The sequence below is a fragment of the Paenarthrobacter sp. NPDC092416 genome, assembly GCF_044755025.1.
GTDB lineage: Bacteria > Actinomycetota > Actinomycetes > Actinomycetales > Micrococcaceae > Arthrobacter.
On the sequence record NZ_JBIVQG010000010.1, the window covers coordinates 1 to 21,513 of the forward strand.

Genomic DNA, 21,513 nt, shown 5'->3' on the forward strand with positions numbered 1-21,513 from the left:
ACCGCGATGCGCAAGAAGGGCTGGGAAATCCCGGCCGAACTGGCCCACATCGAGTCCTCCGGCACCACCCGCCAGGAAGCCTCCACCATCCTGGCCACCCAGAGCTAGACTGCTACCCACACGCCTACAAGGACTTCCAGTGCTCCCCACCCGCGTCGAAATCATCCCTTCCGAGGGAATCGTGGACGCTGTCAGCCAAGTGCTGCCAACTTCCACGGCCATCAGCATCACCTGCCTGCCAAAGCATGGCGTGGGGGCAACCCTTCGAGCTGCTGTCCAGCTCAGGGAACTCGGCTACACCGTGGTTCCGCACCTGGCAGCGAAGGCGTTGGAAAGCCGCGCCCAATTGTCTGCCCTCCTTGGCGACTGCAATGCGGCGGGCATTTCGGAAGTCTTCGCCATCGGTGGTGACGGGCAGTCCACCGGTCCCTACGCCACCGGGGGTGAGCTACTGCGGGACATCGCCCGGATCACGTCCGGCGGAATGGCCGTTGGTGTGGCCGGCTACCCGGAAGGGCATCCGGACATCGCCAGCCTGCAGTTGGTAGATGCGCTGCTGGAAAAACAAGAACACGCCACCAAGATCGTCACGCAGATGTGCTTCTCCGCGGACAAGATCCACGAATATGTGGCGATGCTTCGCCGCGAAGGTGTCACCCTGCCGGTCTGGGCCGGGGTCCCGGGTGCTGTGTCCAAGGCGAAGCTGATCCCGCTCGCCACCAAGATCGGCGTGGGGCCGTCCCTAAAGTTCCTTAGCCGCAAGGGTCCGCTGGCGCGCCGGCTCCTGATCGGGGAACGCTACACGCCCGATGCCCTCATGGAAGGACTCGCGGAACGCCCCGGAATCGAAGGAATCCAGCTGTACAGCTTCAACTCGTTGGACTCGATCCCGCTCAACACGGGGTTGCCGCTGTAGCTTCCTGACCTTCTTTGGGGAGCCCGAGGCAGAAATGCACCCATTGGGGGTTGCCTGATGCCCTCTGGGCTTTCAAAGAAGGTCAGGAACGCTCCGAGGACGCTCGAATTCAAGCGCAGTTTTTGCTCAAGATGGGCACAAAGTTCGCGCAGTGCCGCCAACCCACGCGCTGCTGGCTCCCCCTGAACACGCTGCACTACCCGGACCGATCGTTGGCAAAAGTGAGTACTCGCCACCTGAAGCCCGACGGCGGTACTGAAGTGCCGCCGTCGGGCGCTCACTTCCCTGAGTCGGCGCTGAAGAGAGCCGTTCCCGGCACCCCCGGCAAACGTCAACGGGGTGGCTGAGGGCCACAACGAGCTCCGGTCGAACCAAGTAGTCGCACGCGAAAAACTGAGTACCCGCTATGGCCGAACACGTAGTTTCGAGTCTGCTGCCCGGACGAAAAGTTGGGTACAGCCGAGAGTAGCCATCAGTCTCCTGTTGATTGAACCATTGGGGTCATCGCTTCATCCGCTGAACCCAGCGGATTGCCCATGGGGGGTTGCGCTGCGACTCCCACCCAACCTGACCCAAGGAGTCCTGTCATGCGCAAACTTTCCAAGAAGAGCCGGATCACAGCCGCCGTCGCAGGCGTGGCATTGGTAGCTGTGGGCGGCGGTGCGGCCTACGCCTACTGGACCACCACCGGTTCAGGCAACGGCTCGGCCGCCAACTCCTCCGGTGGCGGAACTGTCACACTGCATGCCACGTTCGATGCCGGACTTGCCCCGGGCAACGCGGTATCCGTGGCCTACACGGCGGACAACGCCACCACTACAGGCACGGTAGTGGGAGCTCTCAGCGCCACAGTTACCACCAGCGACGCAGGATGTCTTCCGGCATGGTTCGACGTCACCGCCGTGACCAGCAACACGCTCGTCGCTGCCAACACCACGGGAACGTCCGTGGGCAGCGGAACGCTGACTTTCAACGACAGCGGCACCGTCAACCAGGACGCCTGCAAGTCCGCAACGGTGACCGTCAACGTCTCCAGCCAGTAAGGACTCAGCGTGCCGGGACCCGCCACTCTGGGAGGGCGGGTCCCGGCAGGCTTTCCACGTTCCCACTGAAACGCGTTCCTTTGGAGAGGGTGCTCTGTGCAGGACAAGCAGCAGGCTCGCATCACGAGGCCATTGCGCCGAACGGGAGCTACCTTCCGTGCGGTGTTTTTTGCGCTCGTGGTGGTTCTGGGAGGCATGGCAGCCCTGGCCGCAAGCGGTCAGCAAGGCGTCGCCGCCAAGGTAAGTAGCGGGATCACCGTCGCGCTCTCGCCATCCAGCCGGAGCCTGGACCAGGGGCAAACGACTACCTTCCAAGTGTCCGCCGTATCCACCGGGGGATTCACGGGCACTGTAACTCTCTCCGCGGCCGGCCTTCCGCCGGGGTCCTCGGCCTCCTGGTCGCCGTCGTCGGTGGTGCTCAGCTCCGGTGGAAGCGCCCAGGTGACCCTCACCGTTTCGACGTCCGCCACCACGCCTGCTGCCAAGACGGACTTCACAGTGACCGGTACCAGCGGCGCCATCAGGTCCAACGCCGCGCCGGGTCAACTGCAGGTCCAAGAGGTCAAACGGACTTTCGGCTTGTCCGGAGCACTTGCCGAGCCGCTGGCTCCAGGAGTTTCCAGGACGCTGGATCTGCAGATTTCCAACGCGAGCGGCAAGAGCATCGCGGTGACCAACCTGACCGTTGCGATCAGCCAGGTGGTTCGAACGCCGGCAGCTGTTGCGGCCAACCTGCCCTGTACGGCCGCCGATTACCAGATCACCCAGTACGCGGGGACGTACCCGCTGACGGTGCCAGCCGGTGCGAGTTCGATGTCCGTATTGGACGTGCCCCAGGCGAAATGGCCGAATGTGAGGATGCTGGACACGCTTCAGCTCCAAGATGGCTGCAAGGGCGCCACCGTCCAACTCACGTACTCCGGGACGGGGCAGGCGAACTGACATGACGAAAACAGTCCGCATTTCGCGCACGGGCCGCCTCGCGAGGGCGGCAGCAACCACTGTTGCCCTCTGCATTCTGGGGGGAGTTGGGTCCGCGTACGCCTATTGGGCCACGATCGGCGCCGGCAGCGGATCGGCGAGCAACGGAACCATGCAGACCGTCACCGTAGACGCACTGGTCCCCGGGGACTCTCCGCAGACCAGCCTTGTGCCCGGCGGTACTGCCGACGTCGTCCTCCGGGTCACCAACCCCAATCCGCACGCCGTCACGGTGTTTGCGGTGAACTCCAACGGTACGGTCACCGCTGACGCAGCCCATGCCGGCTGCACCACCACTGGCGTTACGTTCACGCCACCGTCCGCGCTGCCCGCGACTATCCCCGCAAACACCTCCCTCCTGCTGACGCTGCCAGGCGCGGCCAGCATGGACGTGACGTCAGTTTCTGCCTGTCAGGGCGCGCAATTCCACCTTCCCGTCACACTGGAGGTGCGGAAATGAGCCGGTCTGGAGACTCCTCGACCACCATCTGGGGTCACTGGAACCGTCTGGTGGTGATCATTGTGGGTGCGTTACTGGTTTCCTGGGGCGGCCCTGCTGCCAGCGCGTTTTGGAGTTCCGTCAGCAGCAACCAGGCAGCGGCACAAGCCGATGCCGTTGCTGCCGGAGCCAAGCCCGTCACGGCCGTTTCCGGCAGTAGCGTGACGGTCACTTGGGCGGCGAGCACGACGACGGCGGGCCGGCCTGTGAGCGGGTACAGCATCTCCCGCTACGATTCCGCTTCCGGCGGCATCAAGGTCCCCGCCGCCGGCACGTGCAGCGGAACGATCACGGGTCTTGGCTGCACTGACAGCAATGTCCCCACCGGGACCTGGTACTACGCGGTGACTCCTTCGCTCTCCCTGTGGCAAGGTGCCGAAAGTGCGCGAAGCGCCGCCACGCCGGTCGATGCCACGCCACCGCCAGCTCCCGTACTGACCGTGCCGGCCTACGTCAATCTTGCCAACGTGAACAGTGTTCCCGTCAGTGGCACAGCTGAGGCTGGTTCGTCGGTTGCCTTGACGGTCAGTGATGCCGGAGCGGCCCACAGCCTCACCCAGACCGTCACCGCGAACGGGTCCGGTGCCTGGACGGCTGCCCCGGTGAACCTGGCTGGTTTTGCTGCCGGCGCCATCACCTACTCAGCCCGTGCCACCGACGCCGCCGGCAATATCGGTCCCGCGGGCACCGCGAGCTCCACGAAAGACGTTGCCGTGCCGACCGTTGCAGCGGTCCAGCTCAACAATGGTGGAAGCAGTGCAGGCAAGATCGAAAAGGGCGACACGGTAACCATCACGTTCTCCGAGGCACTTAGCGCAAACACGATCTGCAGCACGTGGACCAGCGACACCATCACGCAAACGCAAAACGGCAACAACGCCAATCAAGTTGTGGTCAACGTCAGCTCAACCAACGTCCTGACAGTCACCGGTGCTGGCTGCCCCACCCTCAGGATCGGCAGTGTGGCTTTGGGAAGCGCGTACACCTCGTCATCGCTGACGTACTCCGGAAACGGCGGCAACGCCTCCATCCTGCAATGGAACCCTGCGACCAAGGCGCTGACCATCACCCTGGGCGCAGGCCCCACCAGCCCTGGTTCGGCAATTTCGACGCCGGCCGCCGCCAGCTACACGCCGGCATCAGGCTTGACGGACATCGCCGGGAACGCACTTGCCACGACTCAGGTGGCCGGCACGCCGTCCCGCTTCTGAGGATCCAATCCAGCGGGCGGCGGCAAATCGGGGGCACTCTGGAGGGAAGCACCGACAACCTCCCGGAGGAGACCAGCGTGGAGACCTACGACGTCAAGAAGGACCGCAAGGACCTCTACGCACCGAAGGCCGGCGACTTCAGGATCATCGACGTACCTGAGCTGCAGTTCCTCATGATCGATGGCCACGGTGATCCAAACACGGCAGCCGCCTACAAAGAGGCCGTCGAAGCGTTGTACACGGCGTCCTACGCTGTTCGCGCTGTGGCAAAGGCTCGGTTGGGCAGGGTCCACACCGTGGCGCCGCTTGAAGGATTGTGGTCAGCCGAAGACATGGAAGTCTTCCGCACCCGAGAGAAAAGCGCGTGGGATTGGACCATGATGATCTCCCAGCCGGCCTGGATCACGCCGGAAATGGTGCAGGAAGCCTTGACCTCCGCACAGAAGAAGAAGCAACTGCCGGCGCTGGGCCTTGTCCGTTTTGAGACCTACAAAGAGGGCCGCAGCGTCCAAATCCTGCATGTCGGTTCCTACGACGACGAGGGTCCTACGCTGGAACGCCTGCATGACAGGTTCCTGCCGGCCAACGGGCTCACCCCTACCGGTCGTCACCACGAGATCTACCTCTCGGATGCCCGCAAGACCGAGCCCGCCAAGCTCAAGACCGTCCTCCGCCAACCGGTTGCCGGCTGAACCGGACACGCTGATGCTTACGGGCTGAACCGGATCCGCTGATTCGAACCAGGGTCGCCAAAAATTCGTGATTGACATCACGGCGCACATCGGCGACTCTTTAAGTGTTCCACAAAAAACAACTGCGTTCCAATATTAGCAACAAGGCGGAAAAGATGGCAGATCCCCGAACCCTCTCAACGGTGCAGCGCACCCTTGAGGTTTTGAAGTCCTTTTCGGCGGATCGTCCCGAGTGGGGAGTGACTGAACTTGCCGAGAAGCTGGGCGTTCACAAATCCCAGGTTCACCGTGCGCTGACAACCCTCAGCGCGGAAGGTTTCCTGGTTCCCAACCCCATCAGCCGCAAGTACCGGCTTGGTCCTGCCCTGGTTCGGCTCGGCATCATTGCCGGGGAGTCCGGCGGGGTTCCGCAACTGGTGCAGCCTGTTCTGGAACGCCTCGCGATGCAAACGGGCGAAACGGTCGTCTTCAACCTCGCGGCAGACGCGGAGTACGTGATGCGTGCGGCCGCGGACGGGCCTGGCGCGATCCGCTTCGCCCTGACTTTGAACCGCAGGTTCCCTTGGTACGGGGGCGCTTGCGGGCATGCCATCTTCGCGCATCGAAGTGAAGATGAAATTGCGTCGCTGCTCAACGGCGGGTTCACTCAGTCGACGCAGAGCGGACCCCACACCCGCGAGGACATCCTGCAACGCCACGCGGCTGTCCGGGAGCACGGATTCGCGGTCTCAGTCGGCGAGTACGACGAGAAAATCATGTCCGTAGCGGTCCCCGTACGGCTCGACTCCGACGTCATCGGATCCGTCGGCGTGGTGGGGGTACCGGCGCTTTTGGCAGGCAGGGAAACCCAGTTGGCTGCCGAGCTCATGGCCGCAACGGACATGTTGGCAGAACAGTTGTCGTCAGGAACCCCACTGCCCGTCGCCTGACGGCAGAGCCCCCAGCAACACTCCCTGCAGCAGTTTGCGCAGCACATCGCCTCGAGGATTAACCGCCTCAAGGATGAGGCGTCCACCCACAGTGACACCGCGCGTCCGTCGCGCATCCCATTTTCATTCCCTTCATAGAAATCAGCAGGAAAATGGCACAGCCCCTCAACGTCAAAGAAGACACCCAAGCACGCCATCCACGGGCCTTTGAGCCCCTCACACTTGTAGTCACCGTCATCCTGAGTGTGCTCGGTGCCGTGATCGGTCTCCACCTGATCACTACGCTCGGAATCTCGGCAAACACGTCTGTCATCGGCGCCCTTATCGCCATGATCATCGGCCGTATCTCGTTCTTCGGCCTCAGCAAGATGCGGGACATCAACCGTCAAAACCTGGCCCAAAGCGCAATCTCCGGGGCAACGTTCGCCGCCGGAAACTCGCTGCTCACCCCCATCGCGGTGCCCTTTGCTTTCGGCCGCGCCGATTTGGTGGGTCCTATGTTGATCGGCGCTTCCATGGGCCTCCTGATCGACGCCTGGATCCTGTACAAGAGCTTCGGCTCCAAGTTCCTGCCCGCGGACGCTGCCTGGCCTCCGGGAGTGGCTGCGGCAGAGACCATCATCGCCGGTGACAAGGGCGGCAAGCGAGCATTGCTGCTGGCTGCAGGCGGGGTGGTTGGCTTCGGCGCCTCCTTCTTTGGCCTGCCCATGTCGGCAGCGGGCGTTGCCCTGATCGGCAACGTTTGGGCGCTGGGAATGTTCGGGATTGGCCTGCTCCTGAGCCAGTACGCCCCTGCCATCCTGGGCTTCACGCTCTCCTCCATCTATGTCCCGCATGGAGTGATGATTGGCGCTGGAATCGTGGCACTGATCCAGGCCATCCGGATCCTGCTCGACAAGAAGTCCAAGAAGGACCGGGAAAAGGAACGCCTGCAGGTTGAGGCACGCGCCGCCGCTCCGGCCGACCCGTCCCTCGCTCCCACGGTCACCGCCTCACGACTGCGCCGGACCTTCGCCTCGGGTTACGTCCTGTACGTCATCGGAGCTTTGGTCCTTGCGGTCCTCGGCGGACTGTGGACAGAGATGTCCTGGCCGGCAGTTATCGGCTGGGTCCTCTTTGCCGCCGTCGCCGCGATTGTGCACGAGATCATTGTTGGCCTTGCGGCCATGCATGCCGGATGGTTCCCAGCCTTCGCTGTGACGCTGATCTTCCTGATCGCCGGACTCTTGATGAACATGCCCGCGGTCCCGCTGGCACTGCTGGTTGGCTACTGCGCTGCCACGGGACCGGCCTTCGCAGACATGGGTTACGACCTCAAAGCAGGCTGGATCCTTCGCCGGGACCGGCGCCCGTACACCGTGTACGAAATCGAAGGACGCCGCCAGCAGCTGCTCTCGGCCATGATCGGCTTCACGGTGGCGATCGGACTCGTGGCCCTGCTCTGGAACAGCTACTTCACCGCGGGCAACCTGCCGCCGGCAGCTGTTGTCTATGCCGACACCATCAAGTCCGGTCTCGCCAACCCGGATGTCATTCGGAACCTCATCATCTGGGCCATCCCCGGGGCTCTCATCCAGCTTCTGGGTGGTTCCAAGCGGCAAATGGGCGTGCTCCTGGCCACCGGTCTCCTGATTGGAACCCCCAATGCAGGGTGGTTGGTCCTGGCAGCCCTCGTGTTCCGCTTCCTGTGGACCAAGTACCGGCCAAACGACGGCGAATCTGAAGTCTCACTCATCGGTGCAGGCCTCATCGCCGGAGATTCGATCTACTCGGTTGGCCGGATCTTCAAGGGCTGACGGCCTGCCCGCACAAATTTCGCCTCAAGACTCACAACTAAAAGACTCAAGACTCAAAGGAAAGAACCATGGAAGTAACCAGCAGGATTGAAGCCCGCAGCGAGTACCTGTCCTTCGAAGCCTCACTCGGAGCCCGCAAGCTGATCGAAGAAGTCATGCTTGTGCGCAAGGGCGAAAGCGTGGTCATCACCGCCGACACCTCCTCCGACCAGCGGGTGGTGGAGCTGACCGCGGCAGCCGCCTACGCCGTCGGCGCCTTCCCCACCATCGTCAGGTACGAAACCCGGACCATGTCCGCACTGGAGCCCTCGCCGCCCGTTGCGGCTGCGGTCGCCGCGGCGGACGTCTGGATTGAGTACCAGCTGGGATACATCATGCATTCGGACGCGTTCCGGACCGCACTGGCGAACGGCGCACGCTACATCAACCTCACAGGCATGGACGTCCAGATGCTCGTGGACACCGTGGCCCGCGTGGACTACCAAGGCGTCACGGAGCTCGGCCACGTATTGGTCGGCCTCTTGGAACAGGCGCAGGACATCCGCATCACGTCCGTCGGCGGGACGGACATCAGCGGCCGCCGTGGCGATCGTCCCATCAACCTCCGCGGCCTGCCAGCTACACAGCCAGGCCAATCCGTGATGCTCTCCGGGCAGATCTCGTTCAACCCTTTGGAGGACACCCAGAATGGCGTCATAGTGTTCGACGGCGGTGCGTGGCCGCCTAACGAAATCGGCATCCTGAGGTCTCCGGTCAGGTTTGAGATCAAGAACGGCGTGGTGGTGGACATCAGCGGAGATGGCCCCGACGCGAAAACCTACTCAGACTGGATGGCTTCGCTCAATGATCCCAACATGTACCGGGTTGCGCACTGGTCGTTGGGCTTCAACCCTGGTGTTCGGAAGGTCACCGGCCGCATCGTCGAGGACGAGCGGGTCTTTGGTTGCGTGGAATTCGGCTTCGGAACCAAGGGCTCCTGGATTGGCGGGGAACATTGGGTTGCCGCAGCACATACCGACGCAAGCCTGATTGCGCCCTCCATTTACGCGGACGGGGAGGCGATCGAGGAAAACGGCCGTTACGTGCACCCGAAGGTCGTCGAAATCTGCCGGCAGATGAACATCGAGGGCTACTGATCGGGATGCTGGACACAGTGAAAAGCACCAACCGGGTTGTTCGCGACGGATTGGTCTTCCTGGAGCACACGTTCACGGTCCCGTTGGACCACCGTGCGGCTTCGACCGGTTCGGTGCCTACCACCGGTGATGCCGGTGATCCGGTTGAGCCAGTTGATCCGGGTGATTCCGGCCACGCGCCAGGAACCATCGAGGTCTTCGCCCGGGAAGTAGTGGAGGAATCCGCGGAGAATAGTGACCGACCATACCTTCTGTGGCTTCAGGGTGGCCCTGGCAACGCGGCGGACCGTCCGGGACTACCGGGCGGCTGGCTGAAGCGGGCCTTGGAGGAGTTCCGTGTGGTCCTGCTCGATCAACGCGGAACAGGCAGGTCTTCCGCGATCACTCACAGGACTCTTCCCGAGGGGACCGTTGAAGAACAGTCGGACTACCTGACCCATTTCCGCGCCGACTCGATCATCAAGGACGCCGAAATCATCCGGAAGCAGCTCGCCGGCGGCACAAAGTGGACCGTTCTTGGGCAAAGCTTTGGCGGCTTCTGCGCTTTGACGTATCTTTCCCAAGCTCCGGAGGGCCTTGAAAGTGTGCTGATCACCGGCGGTATTCCGGACATCGACGCGGATATCCGGGATATCTACCGGGCAAATTACCGGCAGACAGCCCGCCGCAATGACGAATTCTTCACCACCTATCCTCTGGACCGGGAACGAGTCCTGGCCATCAAGAACCATCTGCTTCATCAAGCGGAGTACCTTCCCACCGGTGAGCGGCTCACGGCCGAACGCTTCCTCAGCCTGGGAATTCTCCTTGGCACCAAGAGCGGGTTCGACCAACTGCACTATCTCCTCGAGAATGCCTTCACGCAGGACACGAATCCGGCGTTGACGGCGGCATTCCTTACTGATGCCGGCGCCGCACTGTCGTTCGCCAAGAGGCCGCTCTACGCAGTCCTTCATGAAGCCATTTATGCGGATCATTCCGGCACAGGATGGGCAGCGCACACCGTGCGGCAGGAGTTTCCTGATTTTGCCGACGCTGCTGTCCACTCTGAGGGTGAGGCTCTGCTGACGGGGGAAATGATCTTCCCGTGGCAGTTTGAGCAGGATCCCGCACTGCGTCCCTTGCGAGACGTTGCCCACCACTTGGCACAGCGTGCGGATTGGCCCAGCCTGTACAACTCCGAAGCGTTGGCGGCGAACCAGGTCCCGACTGCCGCCGTGATGTACACCGAGGACATGTTCGTCCCCTATGCAGGATCGACCAAAACCGCAGCCCGGATCGGCAACTTCTCAGCGATCCCGACCAACAAATACCAGCACGACGGAATCCGCCAGGACGGCGCGGAACTCCTGGACCAACTGCTGGCGAAAGTGAGGACATGACATGTCTTGGAGTCACGTCATTGCCGCGTACGACGCACTCGACACGCCGGCGGCCAGTGGCGCCGCCGTCGCGGAGTTGTTGGCACGCTATGGAACCGCCGACGTCACCATCACCCCCGTCCAAGGCGACGACGGGGAAACGGACTTCATCAAGGTGATGATCCCGGGAACCGACGGCAAGAGTGCCGGCGGCAACGCCCCCACGCTGGGAATTATCGGGCGGCTTGGCGGTCTCGGAGCTCGGCCGGCCCAGACAGGTTTTGTGTCCGACGGCGACGGCGCGCTGACCGTTGTGGCCGCGGCGGCCAAGCTCATTGATATGGCGAAACGGGGTGACCGGTTGAGCGGCGATGTCCTCATCACCACGCAGATCGACCCGGACGCGCCAACAGCACCGCACCAACCGGTGCCCTTCATGGGTTCGTCGGTGGCAATGTCCGTTGCCAACCAGCATGAAGTCCTTCAGGAAATGGACGCAGTCCTGTCGGTGGACACCACCAAGGGCAATCGAATCTGCAACCACAACGGATTCGCCATCACGCCCACCATCAAGGACGGCTGGATCCTTCGCGTGTCCGAGGACCTCCTGGACGTCGTCGAGCGGACCAGCGGAATGCTCCCGGTGGTCATGCCCATCACCATGCAGGACATCACGCCCTATGGAAACGGCATCTACCACGTGAATTCGCTGGTTCAACCTGCAGTTGCCACCAGTGCGCCAGTGGTAGGCGTGGCCATCACCACCGTCACCGCTGTTGCGGGTTCGGCCACCGGAGCCACCAACCTTCACAGTGTTGAGTCCACGGTTCGTTTCGTCATCGAGGCCGCAAAGGACTTCACTGCCGGGCGCATCGACTTCATGGACGAGGGCGAGTACCTGCGCCTCGTGGGACTCTACGGGTCCATGAGTGTCCTCGCGGAAGCAGTGCCTGTGCCCGGCGCGTAAACTTCGAAACGGACGCCAGCGCCGTCGTCGTACGTTTGATCCCGCGACGAAAGGCGAGCCGCCCCTTGAAGGCTGTAACGGAAATGTTCACGATGGGTCCGGGAAACAAGGACCACCATCCGGCTCTCCGTTGCGCGGTTGGTGTCTTTGTCCCGCTGATTACGCTGACGTTGATCGGCCGGCTGGACTTGGCTGTGTTTGCGTCTTTCGGTGCGTTTACCGGCATTTACGGCCGCAACGAACCGCACAGTGTTCGATTCCGCAGCCAATTGCGCGCGGGCTGCTTCATGCTTTTGATCATTCTGTGCGCCACGTTGATGGCCCGGATGGCGCAAGCGTGGGGGATCGGCGGAGCGGAATATTCGTGGCTCCTGACCGCTGCCACCACCCTTGTTGCCGGCGGTTGCTCGGTAGTGGTCGCGGCCTGGCGGCTGCGACCAGGCGGCTCGCTGTTTCATATCTTTGCGTTCGCTGCGATCGCGTCAATCGCAGCCCAACCGCCCGTGTGGGAGGCGATGGCGGTCGCCGTCCTGACCACCGGGTTCTGCCTGCTGATTGGCATGTCGTCCCGTGTGCTGAAGAGTCACAGGACGCCTTGGAAGCGGCCGCCGCGCATCCGGCACACGGAGCTGGAACGCCGTGCAATGTGGTTCGAAGGCGGTGGCTACCTTGTGGCCGCGGGCCTCGCCGGGACCATTGCCACGTTGGTGGGGGAACGCCTCGGCTTCGGGCACACGTATTGGGCCATGGTGGCAGCGGTGGTCCCGCTGGTGGGCCACTCGACCCGCCACCGCGTCAGCCGCGGCATCCAAAGAATCGCGGGGACCGTGATTGGTCTCGTGGTCCTGGCTGGCATCCTGTGGTTCAATCCGGCGCCGTGGGCCATGGTCTTGGTCATTGCCGTATGCCAATTCGGCGCGGAAATGTTCATTGCCCGGCAATACCTCGTGGCGCAAATCTTCGTGACACCGCTGGCCCTGATTGCCACGCTGCTGGCGGCCCCCGTTGACCCCGGATTGCTTTTGCGCGACCGCATTATCGAGACGGTGATCGGTGCCGCCGTCGGCGTTGCCGTTGTGGTGACGCCTACCGTGTGGCGGCGGCTTCGGGTACGAGGACCCGGGCAGTAGGAGTCGGGCAGTAGGAGTACGACGTCGGGTGGTTGGGTTTGGGGTGGCGCCCGGCCCTGGTGACCCTGGCTCGCCGATTGACAGAGCGTTCGGGAATTTGGGGCGGGATGTGAGAGACGGTTGGGGAATTTGGGGCGGGACGTGAGAGACGGTTTCGGTCACAAATTGCCGGTATCTCCGCGGCTGTGAGCCTCGCAGTGCGCTCGGTTACGCTGCACGATGACACGCCACACCGCACGCTAAGGGCCACCAATGATGCTCTCTTCAGCCGTCAACGGGACGGCCGCGCGGCGGCCAAAACCGGTGAACGCACTCCCCATCGAACGCAGCGCAACCGGCACGGCCTTGGGAGCGTTCGGCGCTGCGGCCGTCATGGGCGGTATCGCCCTGGTCCTGAACCTGATCGCCGAACATTCTCCCCTGCTTGGACCGGTTTTTGCGGGCTGGTCCGGCGCTGTGGCAGAGTCCCCGTTGGCCGGAATCCGCTGGTTCCTCGGCGACATGACCGAGCCCCAGTTTTACAAGTCTGAACTCGCAGCCATCGGCTTGCTGGCCGGCGCCGCACTGGCTTGGTGGGCCGGGCGACGTGGCAGGAAATGGGCGGGGTCGTTGACGTACGGGACCGGCCTGTGGCCGTGGGTGTTCACCTCGGCATCGTTGAGCCTGTTGTTGTCGAATGTCGCTTTTGGGTGGATGCTCGACGCCGGATGGCAGCCCACGTTCGTGCCTTTTGTTTGCGTCGCTTCGGCCGTGGTCCTCGTCTACGGGGGCGGTTGGACGACGTGCCTGACCGGTGCTGCCTTGGGAGCAGCAACCACCACTCCGCTGGCTTTGCTCCTCATTCCGGTAGTTTCAACACCACTTGGCTTGCCGTCGGTGGTGTCGAACGTTCTCGCGATGTCCATCGGTTCGGTTCTGGCATTCCTCGTGGCCCGAAAGCTGCCGTGGCTCGAGGCACGGCAGGCGGGGCGGCAGGCGGGGCGGCGCTTGGAACTGCGGCAGCCGCCGTCGAACGTTCCGGCAGTGCAAGCCGAACTTCGCCACACGGAACCTCGCCACGCGGCGCCGAACCACACACGCCCGGCCATCCTCAAGGACGCCGTCTGGGCAGGCCGCCGCGTCCTGTCCGACTTCACCGAAACCCAGTTCTTCGCGAACGAGCTCGCCAGCGCGGGCGTGATCCTGGGCGTTGCTGTGGCGTTCGTGCTCAACCCCGCGCTGCCTTCGTACGGCTCAAACCTGGTGCCCCACATCCTGTTCGCCCAGGCGCTGACCTCGGCGGTCGGCGTCGTGCTGTGGCGGAGCTGGTACCGGAACGATGGCTGGGCGGCCACCTATGCGTCCCTGGTATCGGTGGCTCCTGCCGCGGTGCTTGCCTTCAATGGTTCGTGGTTCAGCATGATCGGTGGGGCGGTCCTGGGCGCGGTCATGGCTCCGCCCATCGCAAGGGCTGTTTCCGCGAGGTTGCCCCGCGATTTCCACCCGTCCATCGGTAACACGGTGGCAATGGCGGTCTCGACGGCAGTCACACTCCCGATCCTCCGCTTGGTGCACTGAAAAGTCTTGATGGATTCCTGAGGAATTGCAGCGTCGGTTCTTGAGCCGGACGCGGCAGAGTATTCGTTATCAGCCCGCAACGGCTGCCGAAGATCTGGCCGCGCTGGGTGGCCTAAAACGCTTTTCCATTAGGCTCCGACGGGTCTGGCCAGGCTCCCCCCTGCTTGGCCAGGCTCGCCGGTACACCCGACACATACCTGCCCACAGGTACAGCCAGAAAGCCAGGACGATGAGTGCACCGACTCACTCACGGGGACCCGTTCCCGTACTCGAACTCTGCAAGTTGCAGACATTGGCCGACGAGCTTGGAGATTTCAGGCCGGCTCTCCGATTCCTCACCACGTACATCTCGTTGCTTCCAGCCCGACTCCACCGAATAGTCAGCGGTTTCCAGGATCAAGACGCCGAGGCCAGCTTGGATGCTGTCCTGAGCCTGAGGGTGTCGTCGGCGTATGTGGGTGCTCTTGAGACGGAGGCGCAGTGCCTGACTCTCGAATCGCTGATCCGCGAGGACCGGCTCACCTCCGCCGCGGATGCCCTTTCCGCGCTTCAGCAGCATATTGAATTGTGCAGTGCGGCAGGACCGGATTGGTTGGCGTCCGCCCGTAAATGCTTATGCCCCGAGGTGCTGGATCTGGCTGAGGATTAGGCATGGGGGCTGCCGGCTACCGTTCTCCTGCGGTCACCGTGGCTTTGGACGTCTTGACCTCGTGCGGTACCAGGAACAGTGCAGCCACCGCCAGTACGCCCGCGCCTGCGAAGACATAGAAGCCGGCCGGGTAAGCGATGTTGGCAGCCACCAGCGTTCCGGTCACTGCCGGACCAACAATGGCGCCAAGACGGCCGACACCCGCGGCGAACCCGAGTGCGGTTCCGCGGAGCCGGGCGGGAAACAACTGAGTGACCCACGCGTACACGAGCACCTGGGAGCTGAAGACGAAGATTCCCGTAACAAACACGGCCGCATTCAGCAGGAACTCGCTCTGGATCTTGACGCTCAGGATCGCAAGAAACACCGCCGAAAGCCCGAACCAGAGCAGTACGATCTTCTTGGTCCCATGCCGGTCGGCCAGGATTCCGGCCAGCACCAGCCCGGCTACGGCACCAAGGTTGAGGACCAGCAGCAGCGTCAGTCCTGTGCTCACGGTGTAGCCTGCTGCGGCCATCAGCTGCGGCAGCCACGTGTTCAGCCCGTACACCAACAGCAGACCCATGAACGACGCGATACCAATGCCCACTGCCACCAACGGGTAAGGCTTCTGCAGCAGGTCGCGGAACCCGGTCTTGGGGGCTGCTTCTGCGGCGCGTACGACGTCGGCGCTCGACTTTGCGGCGCCACTTGCCTTTGCGGGGGCTGCCTTTCCTGCGGCTGCTTCCGGCAGGGATTCGGGCAACTTGGCCCACAGGAACGGCAAAAGCACCAGGCCGGCGACACCGCCGATGATGAACATGAGCCGCCAGTTGGGGACAACCAGGATGGCCAGGAAAGCTGTAGCCACGGCGCCCACGTGATAACCGGTCATGGTCCGGGTGGTGGATTTACCGGCCGATCCTGCCGGGGCGTAGTCGTTCATGTACGCCAATGCTGCGGGAAGGCAGGCGCCCAAGCCTAGACCGGCCAGGAGCCTGAAGGCAGAGAACACGGCAACGTTCGGCGCGAAGGCAACGGCGATCGTGAAGAGCGAGAAACCCGCAACGCATGCGATGAGGAGTTTGCGGCGACCGAATTTGTCAGATAGCGGCGCGATGAAGAGAGCTCCGAGGCCGACACCTACCAAGGAAATAGTTGCAGCGAAGGTAGCTCCCACAGCATCGAAGCCGAGGTCTCCGGTCTTGATGAGCGTTGGGATGACGGTGCCCAGGACCACCAGGTCAAAGCCGTCCAGGACCATGGCCAGCCAACACAGCCACACAGGCCATTGGGAGCGGCGGGAAGATGACATCGTTGGCATAGCGTCCTCGGTACTTCTTTGTGAGTGGAACCCGGGTAGGTGGAACCCGGGTAGGTGGAATCCGAATGTGTGGAATCCGGCCATCAGAACGGCCGGTCAGTTATGAGAGTTGTATCACCGCCGGGTGTAATCTGAGGCACGTCGTACCATTGAATGGAAGGCGCGCGTGGTTTCGGTTGCCTCTGCGACCAGGGCGATCCCGGTGCCTCAAGTCTTCGGGTGCCGAACGGGCAGCAAAGGAGCGCATCGTGGCCAACTCATCATCCGGCGATTCCGTCGTGGACCGCGTGGTTCGCGTTATTGAGGCCTTCCCGGAGGGTGTCACGTCACTGCAGCTGACCGACCTCGCGGACAGGTCCGGCCTTCCGCTGTCCTCGGCGCACCGGCTGGTCCGGCAACTTTCCGAGCACGGGCTCTTGGAGCTTGGCGTCGGTGGGAGCGTGCGGCTGGGGCTGCGCTTGTGGGAACTCGTCAACCGAAATTCGCCAACGTTGGCGCTGCGCCAAGCGGCCATGCCGTTCATGGAGGACATCCAGCAGGTCCTGAATCAGAACGTGAACCTGGCTGTGCTGGACGGCTGGGAGGCGCTCTTCGTGGAGCGACTCTCGCGGCGTGGTTCCGTGGCTAACCGAGCCCGGATTGCCGGGCGCATGCCGGTCCATATTTCTTCGGCAGGCCTGGCTCTGATGTCACACCAGTCGCGGGAGCTGCAGGCGGAGTACCTCCAACAGTTCGAAGACCCGGCAGGGAACGTGACCACCGACGTCGTGCGCCATTTGCTGGCTGAAGCCGCCCAGCACGGGTATGCCCAGCTTGCGGGCGTCGTTGACCTGGATACGTGGGGAATTGCCGTCCCGGTGATGAACGGTAAGCGACGTACGGTGGCGGCGCTCGGCGTCGTGGTTCCCTTGGCGGAAATGCGCCTACAGGCACTGGTTCCCGCGCTGCAGACAGCGGCGCGGGGGATCGGGCGACAACTGGGCGACTGAGTTTGAATTCCGTTCAACGGAATTCATGTAACGCCTATCACTCACCGCACGCCACACTGTTTCCAGACTCATCCCGCCCCGAACGGGATCGCAACGAAGCGAGGAACACCATGGCACGTACAAGCATCACCACCCAGGTCGCCATCATGGGCGCGGGCCCCGCCGGTCTCATGCTCTCCCACCTGCTGGCCAAACAGGGCGTCGAGTCGGTGGTGGTCGAGATCCGCAGCCGTAAGGAAATCCAGGAAACTGTCCGCGCCGGCATCCTGGAGCACGGCACCGTAAATCTGCTGGTCGACTCCGGCGTGTCCGACCGCGTTCTGCGCGAAGGTGACCGGCACGACGGTATCGAACTGCGCTTCAACGGCGAAAGCCACCGCATCAACTTCAAGGAACTCGTCGGCGAGTCCGTGTGGCTCTACCCGCAGACTGACGTGTTCATGGACCTCGCCGCTCGCCGGGAGGCCGACGGCGGCGACGTCCGGTACAGCGTCACCGACACCACCGTGCACGACCTCGAGGGTAAGCCGAAGGTCTGGTTCACCGACGCAGATGGTCATGAGTTCGAGATCCAGGCCGACTTCCTCGTTGGTGCAGACGGCTCCCGCAGCCACTGCCGCTTCCAGATTCCCGAGGCCAACCGCAAGTGGTACTTCCACGAATACCCGTTCGCCTGGTTCGGGATCCTGGCCGAAGCTCCACGCAGCGCCGACGAACTGATCTACGCCAACTCCGAGAACGGCTTCGCACTCATCAGCCAGCGCACCGAGAACGTCCAGCGCATGTATTTCCAGTGCGACCCCAAGGAAAACGTGGTCGACTGGGACGACGAGCGTATCTGGTCCGAGTTCCGCAAGCGCGTCACCGGAAACGGCTTTGAGCTGAAGGAGGGACCCGTCTTGGAAAAGATGGTGCTGCCGTTCCGCAGCTTCGTTCACACGCCCATGCGCCACGGCAACCTTTTCCTTGCCGGAGACGCCGCGCACACCGTCCCGCCCACCGGCGCCAAGGGCCTTAACCTCGCTATCCACGACGTCAAAGTGCTCTTCGAAGGCCTCGATTCCTTCTACTCCAACGGCTCCACCGCGCTGCTCGACTCCTACAGCGACCGCGCTCTGGACCGCGTCTGGAAGGCCCAGCATTTCTCCTACTGGATGACGTCGATGCTGCACACTGTGCCCGGCGCCGACGACTTCGATCGTGCCCGCCAGCTCGGCGAGCTGCACTCGGTGGTCTCGTCCGAGCACGCCAAAGCGTACTTGGCGGAGTCCTACACGGGCTGGCCGACGTCCCGCTAAGTCTCGGGGCTGCGCTGATCACAAGCCTTCGACTCACAGTTCCCCTGGCGGTGCGAGGTCGCCCGGCGGCGGGAGGGCGCTTTGTGGTGCGAGGTCGCCATGTTGGGGCGGGAGGTTCCGGACGGGGGAAGTCCTGGACGGCGGAAGGTGGCCCTGTGGCGGGAGATCGCTATGCGTTGGCGCTGGCCTTCGGGCGCATGTTTGGTGATGAGGCGCCGATTTGGGTGTGGGCGATCTGCGCTATGACGGCGTTGGTGGTAGATGGGGTGAATACTTGCGCCCGCTGAATGGTTGTGGGTTGTGGGGTGCGGGTTTCGTTGCCGGTGGGTGTCTCCGCATGGGCGCTCTGCCGGTGGGCGGCGCGCCGCAAGTTGGGCTCCGGCTAGCAGAGACGCGCGCTTCCAAGTCATCCGGCTGCAGGTGCACGCTACGTGAGTGCATCTGGTGCTGGCTGCTGGCTGCTGGCTGCTGGGTGATGGTTGACGGTTACTGGTTTCGTTGCCGGTGGGTGGTCTTCGCGTACGCCCTGCGCTAGCGGCTCGGCGCGCCGCAAACTGGGCGCTGGCTAGCGGCTCGGCGGGCTGCAAGTTGGGCGCGGCGAGCAGAGACGCGGACTTCCACGTCAACCCGCTGCAAGTAGATATGTGCCGCTGTAACCCGTCAAGGCACGACTGGATCACGCCAGCCCCTCAGGTCCTGATGGGTGTGTGGTGGTGGTTGCGTCGGGGTTTTTGGGTGGGGTCGATGTGTGGTGGTGGGGTGAACCAGGGCACGCCGGTTTTCATGTTGATGTGCCATTGTTCTTTGTGGATGACGTGGTGGTGGTGGCTGCAGAGCAGGGTGCCGTTCTCGGTTGAGGTGCCGCCGCCGTGGGACCAGTAGGTGATGTGGTGGGCTTCGCACCAGGGTACGGGCATGGTGCAGTCGGGGAAGGCGCAGCCGCCGTCGCGGGCGGCGATGGCTTTGCGGATGTGGGGTGGGAAGATCCTGGTGGTGCGGCCGATGTCCAGGATGCGGGATTCGCTGCCGAGCAGGACGGGGATGATGTCCGCGTCGCAGGCGATCTTGCGGATGGTGTTGGGGTGGATCGGGCCGCCGAAGGTTGCTGTTCCGGAGCTCAGCGGCGGGTTCGCGGGGGAGCCGGAGGATCCGAAGCGACCGGGACCTCCGAGTACTCCCTCGCGTTCGAGGTGTTCGACGTGTTGGAGGTGTTGGAGGAGGTCGCGGTGGTCGATGGTGACGGTGACTTGGGGGCGGAGGCCTCCGTTGGCGGGCAGGTTCCCGGTGGTCAGGGCGATCCGGCAGGCACCGACGAGCCCGTCGAGTAGTTTCTGGGCCCGGGAGCGCCGGTCCAGGTCCGGGCCTTCGGTGCAGTGCGTGCCGCCTGTTGACCTGCCTTCTTCCTGCCCAGCACCGTTGCCGCCGGTTCCGGTGCTGTTCCCGCTGTTTTCCTGGCCGATGGTGGTTGCGGTGCCTCCGCCGGTCCCGCAACCCACGCCGTTGCTGTTGTTGTTGCTGTTGTTGCGGGCGTTGCTGTTGCTGTTGGCTTCGCTGTTGCTGTTGTCTTCGGTGTGGTCGTTTCCGTTGGGGGTGCTGTTCAGGCGGGGGTTGGCGGCGGTGTTCATGATGGTGGAGAGGGTTTCGTATTGTTCGGCGGTGGCGAAGATTTCGAGGTGGTGCAGTCCGTAGCGGGGTTTGCGGAGGAACACGCCTTGGAGTTGGCGCAGGACTTCTTCGGAAGGTTCGGGGCCGTCTTGGTCGATCGCGTCGGTCCAGCGTTTGGCCATTCGCATCACGAAGTCGGGGTCGGATTCGAGGGCTGTGCGGGTTAGTGCGCGTTCGATGTTCGTGATGGTGTTCTCGTCGGTGAGGTGCCGGATCTTCTCCAGGGCGGTGCTGATGATGGTCGCGGACCGGGAAGGTACCTGTGCCGTTTCGACGGCGTGGGCCAGGACTTCGCGCCGGGCTGGGATCTGTTGCCCGGCCATTCCTGTCTGGGGCAGGATTTCCGGGGCGAGGGCGAGCCTGCGCCGGGCTTCCCCGATGCCGATCCGCAACCTGGCGCGCAGGAATTCTGCGGCGTTCCGGTATCCGTCATCGAGCGGATTCGACGCACCCGCACCGGTGCCCGGCCTGCCCGATGCGCCAGCGCCCTCCGCGGTCCTGCCAGAGCCCCCGAACCCAGACCCCTCGGTAGTCCTCGCGGAAACTCCCGGCGCAGATCCAGCAGCTGCAAACCCAGCCGCAGCAAACCCAGCCGCAGCCGCAGACTCCGCAGACTGCGCGGTAGCCCCGAACCCAGACCCCGCCCCGGCTCCAGACCCCACTCCAGACTCCACTCCAGAACCCGCTTCAGATCCCGGTCCGGCCGCGGGCTGCTCTGCAGTGTCGGTCCAGCCTGACTGCCACCCCGGCGCCGACGAGGCCTGCCCGTGTTGGGCCTGGCTGCGGGTGCGTTCGACTGCCTGCGCGGCGACCACCTGCAGGTACTCGACAACACGGGAGATTTCCTCGACCCGGCCCGCGAAATCCGCGGCCTCGACGAAACCAAACAACCGCGCCTCGGCGGCGACTGAGCGCGAGAGGTGTACTGCGCAGATCGCTGCCTCCACGGACCCGGCCAACGATGTAGAAGCGGGAAAGCCGGGATTTGAATCTTCACCGCCGGCAGGGGGCTGATCCCCACGAGACCGGCCAGCCGCGGCCTCGTGCGAGGATGGCTGGGATTTCCCCTGCATCATGATCGATTCAAGACCGCGAAGCAGCTCAGCGGTCCTCGGGTTATCCGAAGGGGCGAGCATCGACGTCGGGCGCTGGTATGCCTCCGCGAGACGGGCAGGTATGGTCTTGGCCCGACGCGACTTCCCGCGTCCGAGCGCAAAACCCACACCCGACGCTACCGTCCGAGGTGCTGCGACCTGCCCAATGCCTTCCATGAATCAACCATGTCACCAGGCTCTGACATTATTAGCGTCGGTTGAAAAGCGCCCACTTAACAGGGACTACGCCCGGTTCCCTATGGTGTTTCAGGAACTCGAAACCATCCACTAACGGAG

18 protein-coding genes and 1 pseudogene are annotated in these 21,513 nt (G+C 63.5%); 17 read left to right on the forward strand and 2 right to left on the reverse strand.

Annotated elements, in window-relative coordinates; translation table 11 throughout:
* The 15 genes and pseudogenes from ACIQC5_RS17225 to ACIQC5_RS17295 form a co-directional block, all read left to right on the forward strand.
* Positions 1–108: pseudogene (locus ACIQC5_RS17225) on the forward strand (lipoyl synthase); the annotation flags it as partial.
* A gap of 31 nt (positions 109–139) precedes the next feature.
* The gene (locus ACIQC5_RS17230; RefSeq protein ID WP_400284991.1) at positions 140–916 is read left to right on the forward strand and encodes a methylenetetrahydrofolate reductase; all 777 of its coding nucleotides are present in this window, start codon (positions 140–142) and stop codon (positions 914–916) included.
* A 587-nt stretch (positions 917–1,503) separates the two neighbouring features.
* Positions 1,504–1,959: a hypothetical protein gene (locus ACIQC5_RS17235; protein WP_400284993.1), complete on the forward strand. Its 456-nt coding sequence runs from the start codon at positions 1,504–1,506 to the stop codon at positions 1,957–1,959.
* Positions 1,960–2,121: 162 nt separating this feature from the next.
* Positions 2,122–2,901 carry a hypothetical protein gene (locus ACIQC5_RS17240; protein ID WP_400284996.1) on the forward strand — a complete coding sequence of 260 codons (780 nt, stop codon included), beginning with the start codon at positions 2,122–2,124 and terminating at the stop codon, positions 2,899–2,901.
* Between the two features lies 1 nt (position 2,902).
* Positions 2,903–3,400, forward strand: coding sequence for a hypothetical protein (locus ACIQC5_RS17245; RefSeq protein ID WP_400284999.1), 498 nt, complete (start codon positions 2,903–2,905; stop codon positions 3,398–3,400).
* Positions 3,397–4,650 (forward strand): hypothetical protein, encoded by a 1,254-nt coding sequence (locus ACIQC5_RS17250; protein WP_400285002.1) that lies wholly within the window; start codon positions 3,397–3,399, stop codon positions 4,648–4,650. The genes ACIQC5_RS17245 and ACIQC5_RS17250 overlap by 4 nt, the downstream gene beginning before the upstream one ends.
* Before the next feature lie 77 nt (positions 4,651–4,727).
* Positions 4,728–5,342 carry a GyrI-like domain-containing protein gene (locus ACIQC5_RS17255; RefSeq protein WP_400285004.1) on the forward strand — a complete coding sequence of 205 codons (615 nt, stop codon included), beginning with the start codon at positions 4,728–4,730 and terminating at the stop codon, positions 5,340–5,342.
* Positions 5,343–5,497: 155 nt separating this feature from the next.
* Positions 5,498–6,271 (forward strand): IclR family transcriptional regulator, encoded by a 774-nt coding sequence (locus ACIQC5_RS17260; RefSeq protein WP_400285007.1) that lies wholly within the window; start codon positions 5,498–5,500, stop codon positions 6,269–6,271.
* 152 nt (positions 6,272–6,423) lie between these two features.
* A complete protein-coding gene (locus ACIQC5_RS17265; protein WP_400285010.1) occupies positions 6,424–8,067 on the forward strand; it encodes an OPT/YSL family transporter in 1,644 nt (547 codons plus the stop codon).
* Between the two features lie 68 nt (positions 8,068–8,135).
* Positions 8,136–9,203, forward strand: coding sequence for a hypothetical protein (locus ACIQC5_RS17270; RefSeq protein WP_400285012.1), 1,068 nt, complete (start codon positions 8,136–8,138; stop codon positions 9,201–9,203).
* A 17-nt stretch (positions 9,204–9,220) separates the two neighbouring features.
* Positions 9,221–10,585: an alpha/beta fold hydrolase gene (locus tag ACIQC5_RS17275; protein ID WP_400285015.1), complete on the forward strand. Its 1,365-nt coding sequence runs from the start codon at positions 9,221–9,223 to the stop codon at positions 10,583–10,585.
* A gap of 1 nt (position 10,586) precedes the next feature.
* A complete protein-coding gene (locus ACIQC5_RS17280) occupies positions 10,587–11,531 on the forward strand; it encodes a DUF1177 domain-containing protein (RefSeq protein WP_400285018.1) in 945 nt (314 codons plus the stop codon).
* A gap of 65 nt (positions 11,532–11,596) precedes the next feature.
* Positions 11,597–12,661, forward strand: coding sequence for an FUSC family protein (locus tag ACIQC5_RS17285; RefSeq protein WP_400285020.1), 1,065 nt, complete (start codon positions 11,597–11,599; stop codon positions 12,659–12,661).
* 252 nt (positions 12,662–12,913) lie between these two features.
* A complete protein-coding gene (locus ACIQC5_RS17290; RefSeq protein ID WP_400285023.1) occupies positions 12,914–14,218 on the forward strand; it encodes a hypothetical protein in 1,305 nt (434 codons plus the stop codon).
* 229 nt (positions 14,219–14,447) lie between these two features.
* On the forward strand, positions 14,448–14,867 hold the full coding sequence (locus ACIQC5_RS17295; RefSeq protein ID WP_400285026.1) for an Hpt domain-containing protein: 420 nt from the start codon (positions 14,448–14,450) through the stop codon (positions 14,865–14,867).
* 16 nt (positions 14,868–14,883) lie between these two features.
* Here the strand turns inward: ACIQC5_RS17295 and ACIQC5_RS17300 are convergent, their stop codons facing one another.
* On the reverse strand, positions 14,884–16,170 hold the full coding sequence (locus ACIQC5_RS17300; RefSeq protein ID WP_400285029.1) for an MFS transporter: 1,287 nt from the start codon (positions 16,168–16,170) through the stop codon (positions 14,884–14,886).
* A gap of 248 nt (positions 16,171–16,418) precedes the next feature.
* Here ACIQC5_RS17300 and ACIQC5_RS17305 point away from each other — a divergent pair, with 248 nt between their 5' ends.
* Positions 16,419–17,159 (forward strand): IclR family transcriptional regulator, encoded by a 741-nt coding sequence (locus tag ACIQC5_RS17305; protein ID WP_400285032.1) that lies wholly within the window; start codon positions 16,419–16,421, stop codon positions 17,157–17,159.
* Positions 17,160–17,269: 110 nt separating this feature from the next.
* Positions 17,270–18,457, forward strand: coding sequence for a 4-hydroxybenzoate 3-monooxygenase (locus tag ACIQC5_RS17310; RefSeq protein ID WP_400285035.1), 1,188 nt, complete (start codon positions 17,270–17,272; stop codon positions 18,455–18,457).
* Positions 18,458–19,146: 689 nt separating this feature from the next.
* Here ACIQC5_RS17310 and ACIQC5_RS17315 read toward each other — a convergent pair.
* Positions 19,147–21,393 carry a DUF222 domain-containing protein gene (locus ACIQC5_RS17315; protein WP_400285038.1) on the reverse strand — a complete coding sequence of 749 codons (2,247 nt, stop codon included), beginning with the start codon at positions 21,391–21,393 and terminating at the stop codon, positions 19,147–19,149.
* Between the last annotated feature and the right edge of the window lie 120 nt (positions 21,394–21,513).

Coding starts and splice junctions, on each gene's coding strand:
- ACIQC5_RS17300 (WP_400285029.1), bottom strand. CDS start 16,170: ATGCCAACGATGTCATCTTCCCGCCGCTCCCAATGGCCTGTGTGGCTG.
- ACIQC5_RS17310 (WP_400285035.1), top strand. CDS start 17,270: ATGGCACGTACAAGCATCACCACCCAGGTCGCCATCATGGGCGCGGGC.
- ACIQC5_RS17265 (WP_400285010.1), top strand. CDS start 6,424: ATGGCACAGCCCCTCAACGTCAAAGAAGACACCCAAGCACGCCATCCA.
- ACIQC5_RS17270 (WP_400285012.1), top strand. CDS start 8,136: ATGGAAGTAACCAGCAGGATTGAAGCCCGCAGCGAGTACCTGTCCTTC.
- ACIQC5_RS17290 (WP_400285023.1), top strand. CDS start 12,914: ATGATGCTCTCTTCAGCCGTCAACGGGACGGCCGCGCGGCGGCCAAAA.
- ACIQC5_RS17295 (WP_400285026.1), top strand. CDS start 14,448: ATGAGTGCACCGACTCACTCACGGGGACCCGTTCCCGTACTCGAACTC.
- ACIQC5_RS17235 (WP_400284993.1), top strand. CDS start 1,504: ATGCGCAAACTTTCCAAGAAGAGCCGGATCACAGCCGCCGTCGCAGGC.
- ACIQC5_RS17280 (WP_400285018.1), top strand. CDS start 10,587: ATGTCTTGGAGTCACGTCATTGCCGCGTACGACGCACTCGACACGCCG.
- ACIQC5_RS17260 (WP_400285007.1), top strand. CDS start 5,498: ATGGCAGATCCCCGAACCCTCTCAACGGTGCAGCGCACCCTTGAGGTT.
- ACIQC5_RS17250 (WP_400285002.1), top strand. CDS start 3,397: ATGAGCCGGTCTGGAGACTCCTCGACCACCATCTGGGGTCACTGGAAC.
- ACIQC5_RS17315 (WP_400285038.1), bottom strand. CDS start 21,393: ATGGAAGGCATTGGGCAGGTCGCAGCACCTCGGACGGTAGCGTCGGGT.
- ACIQC5_RS17245 (WP_400284999.1), top strand. CDS start 2,903: ATGACGAAAACAGTCCGCATTTCGCGCACGGGCCGCCTCGCGAGGGCG.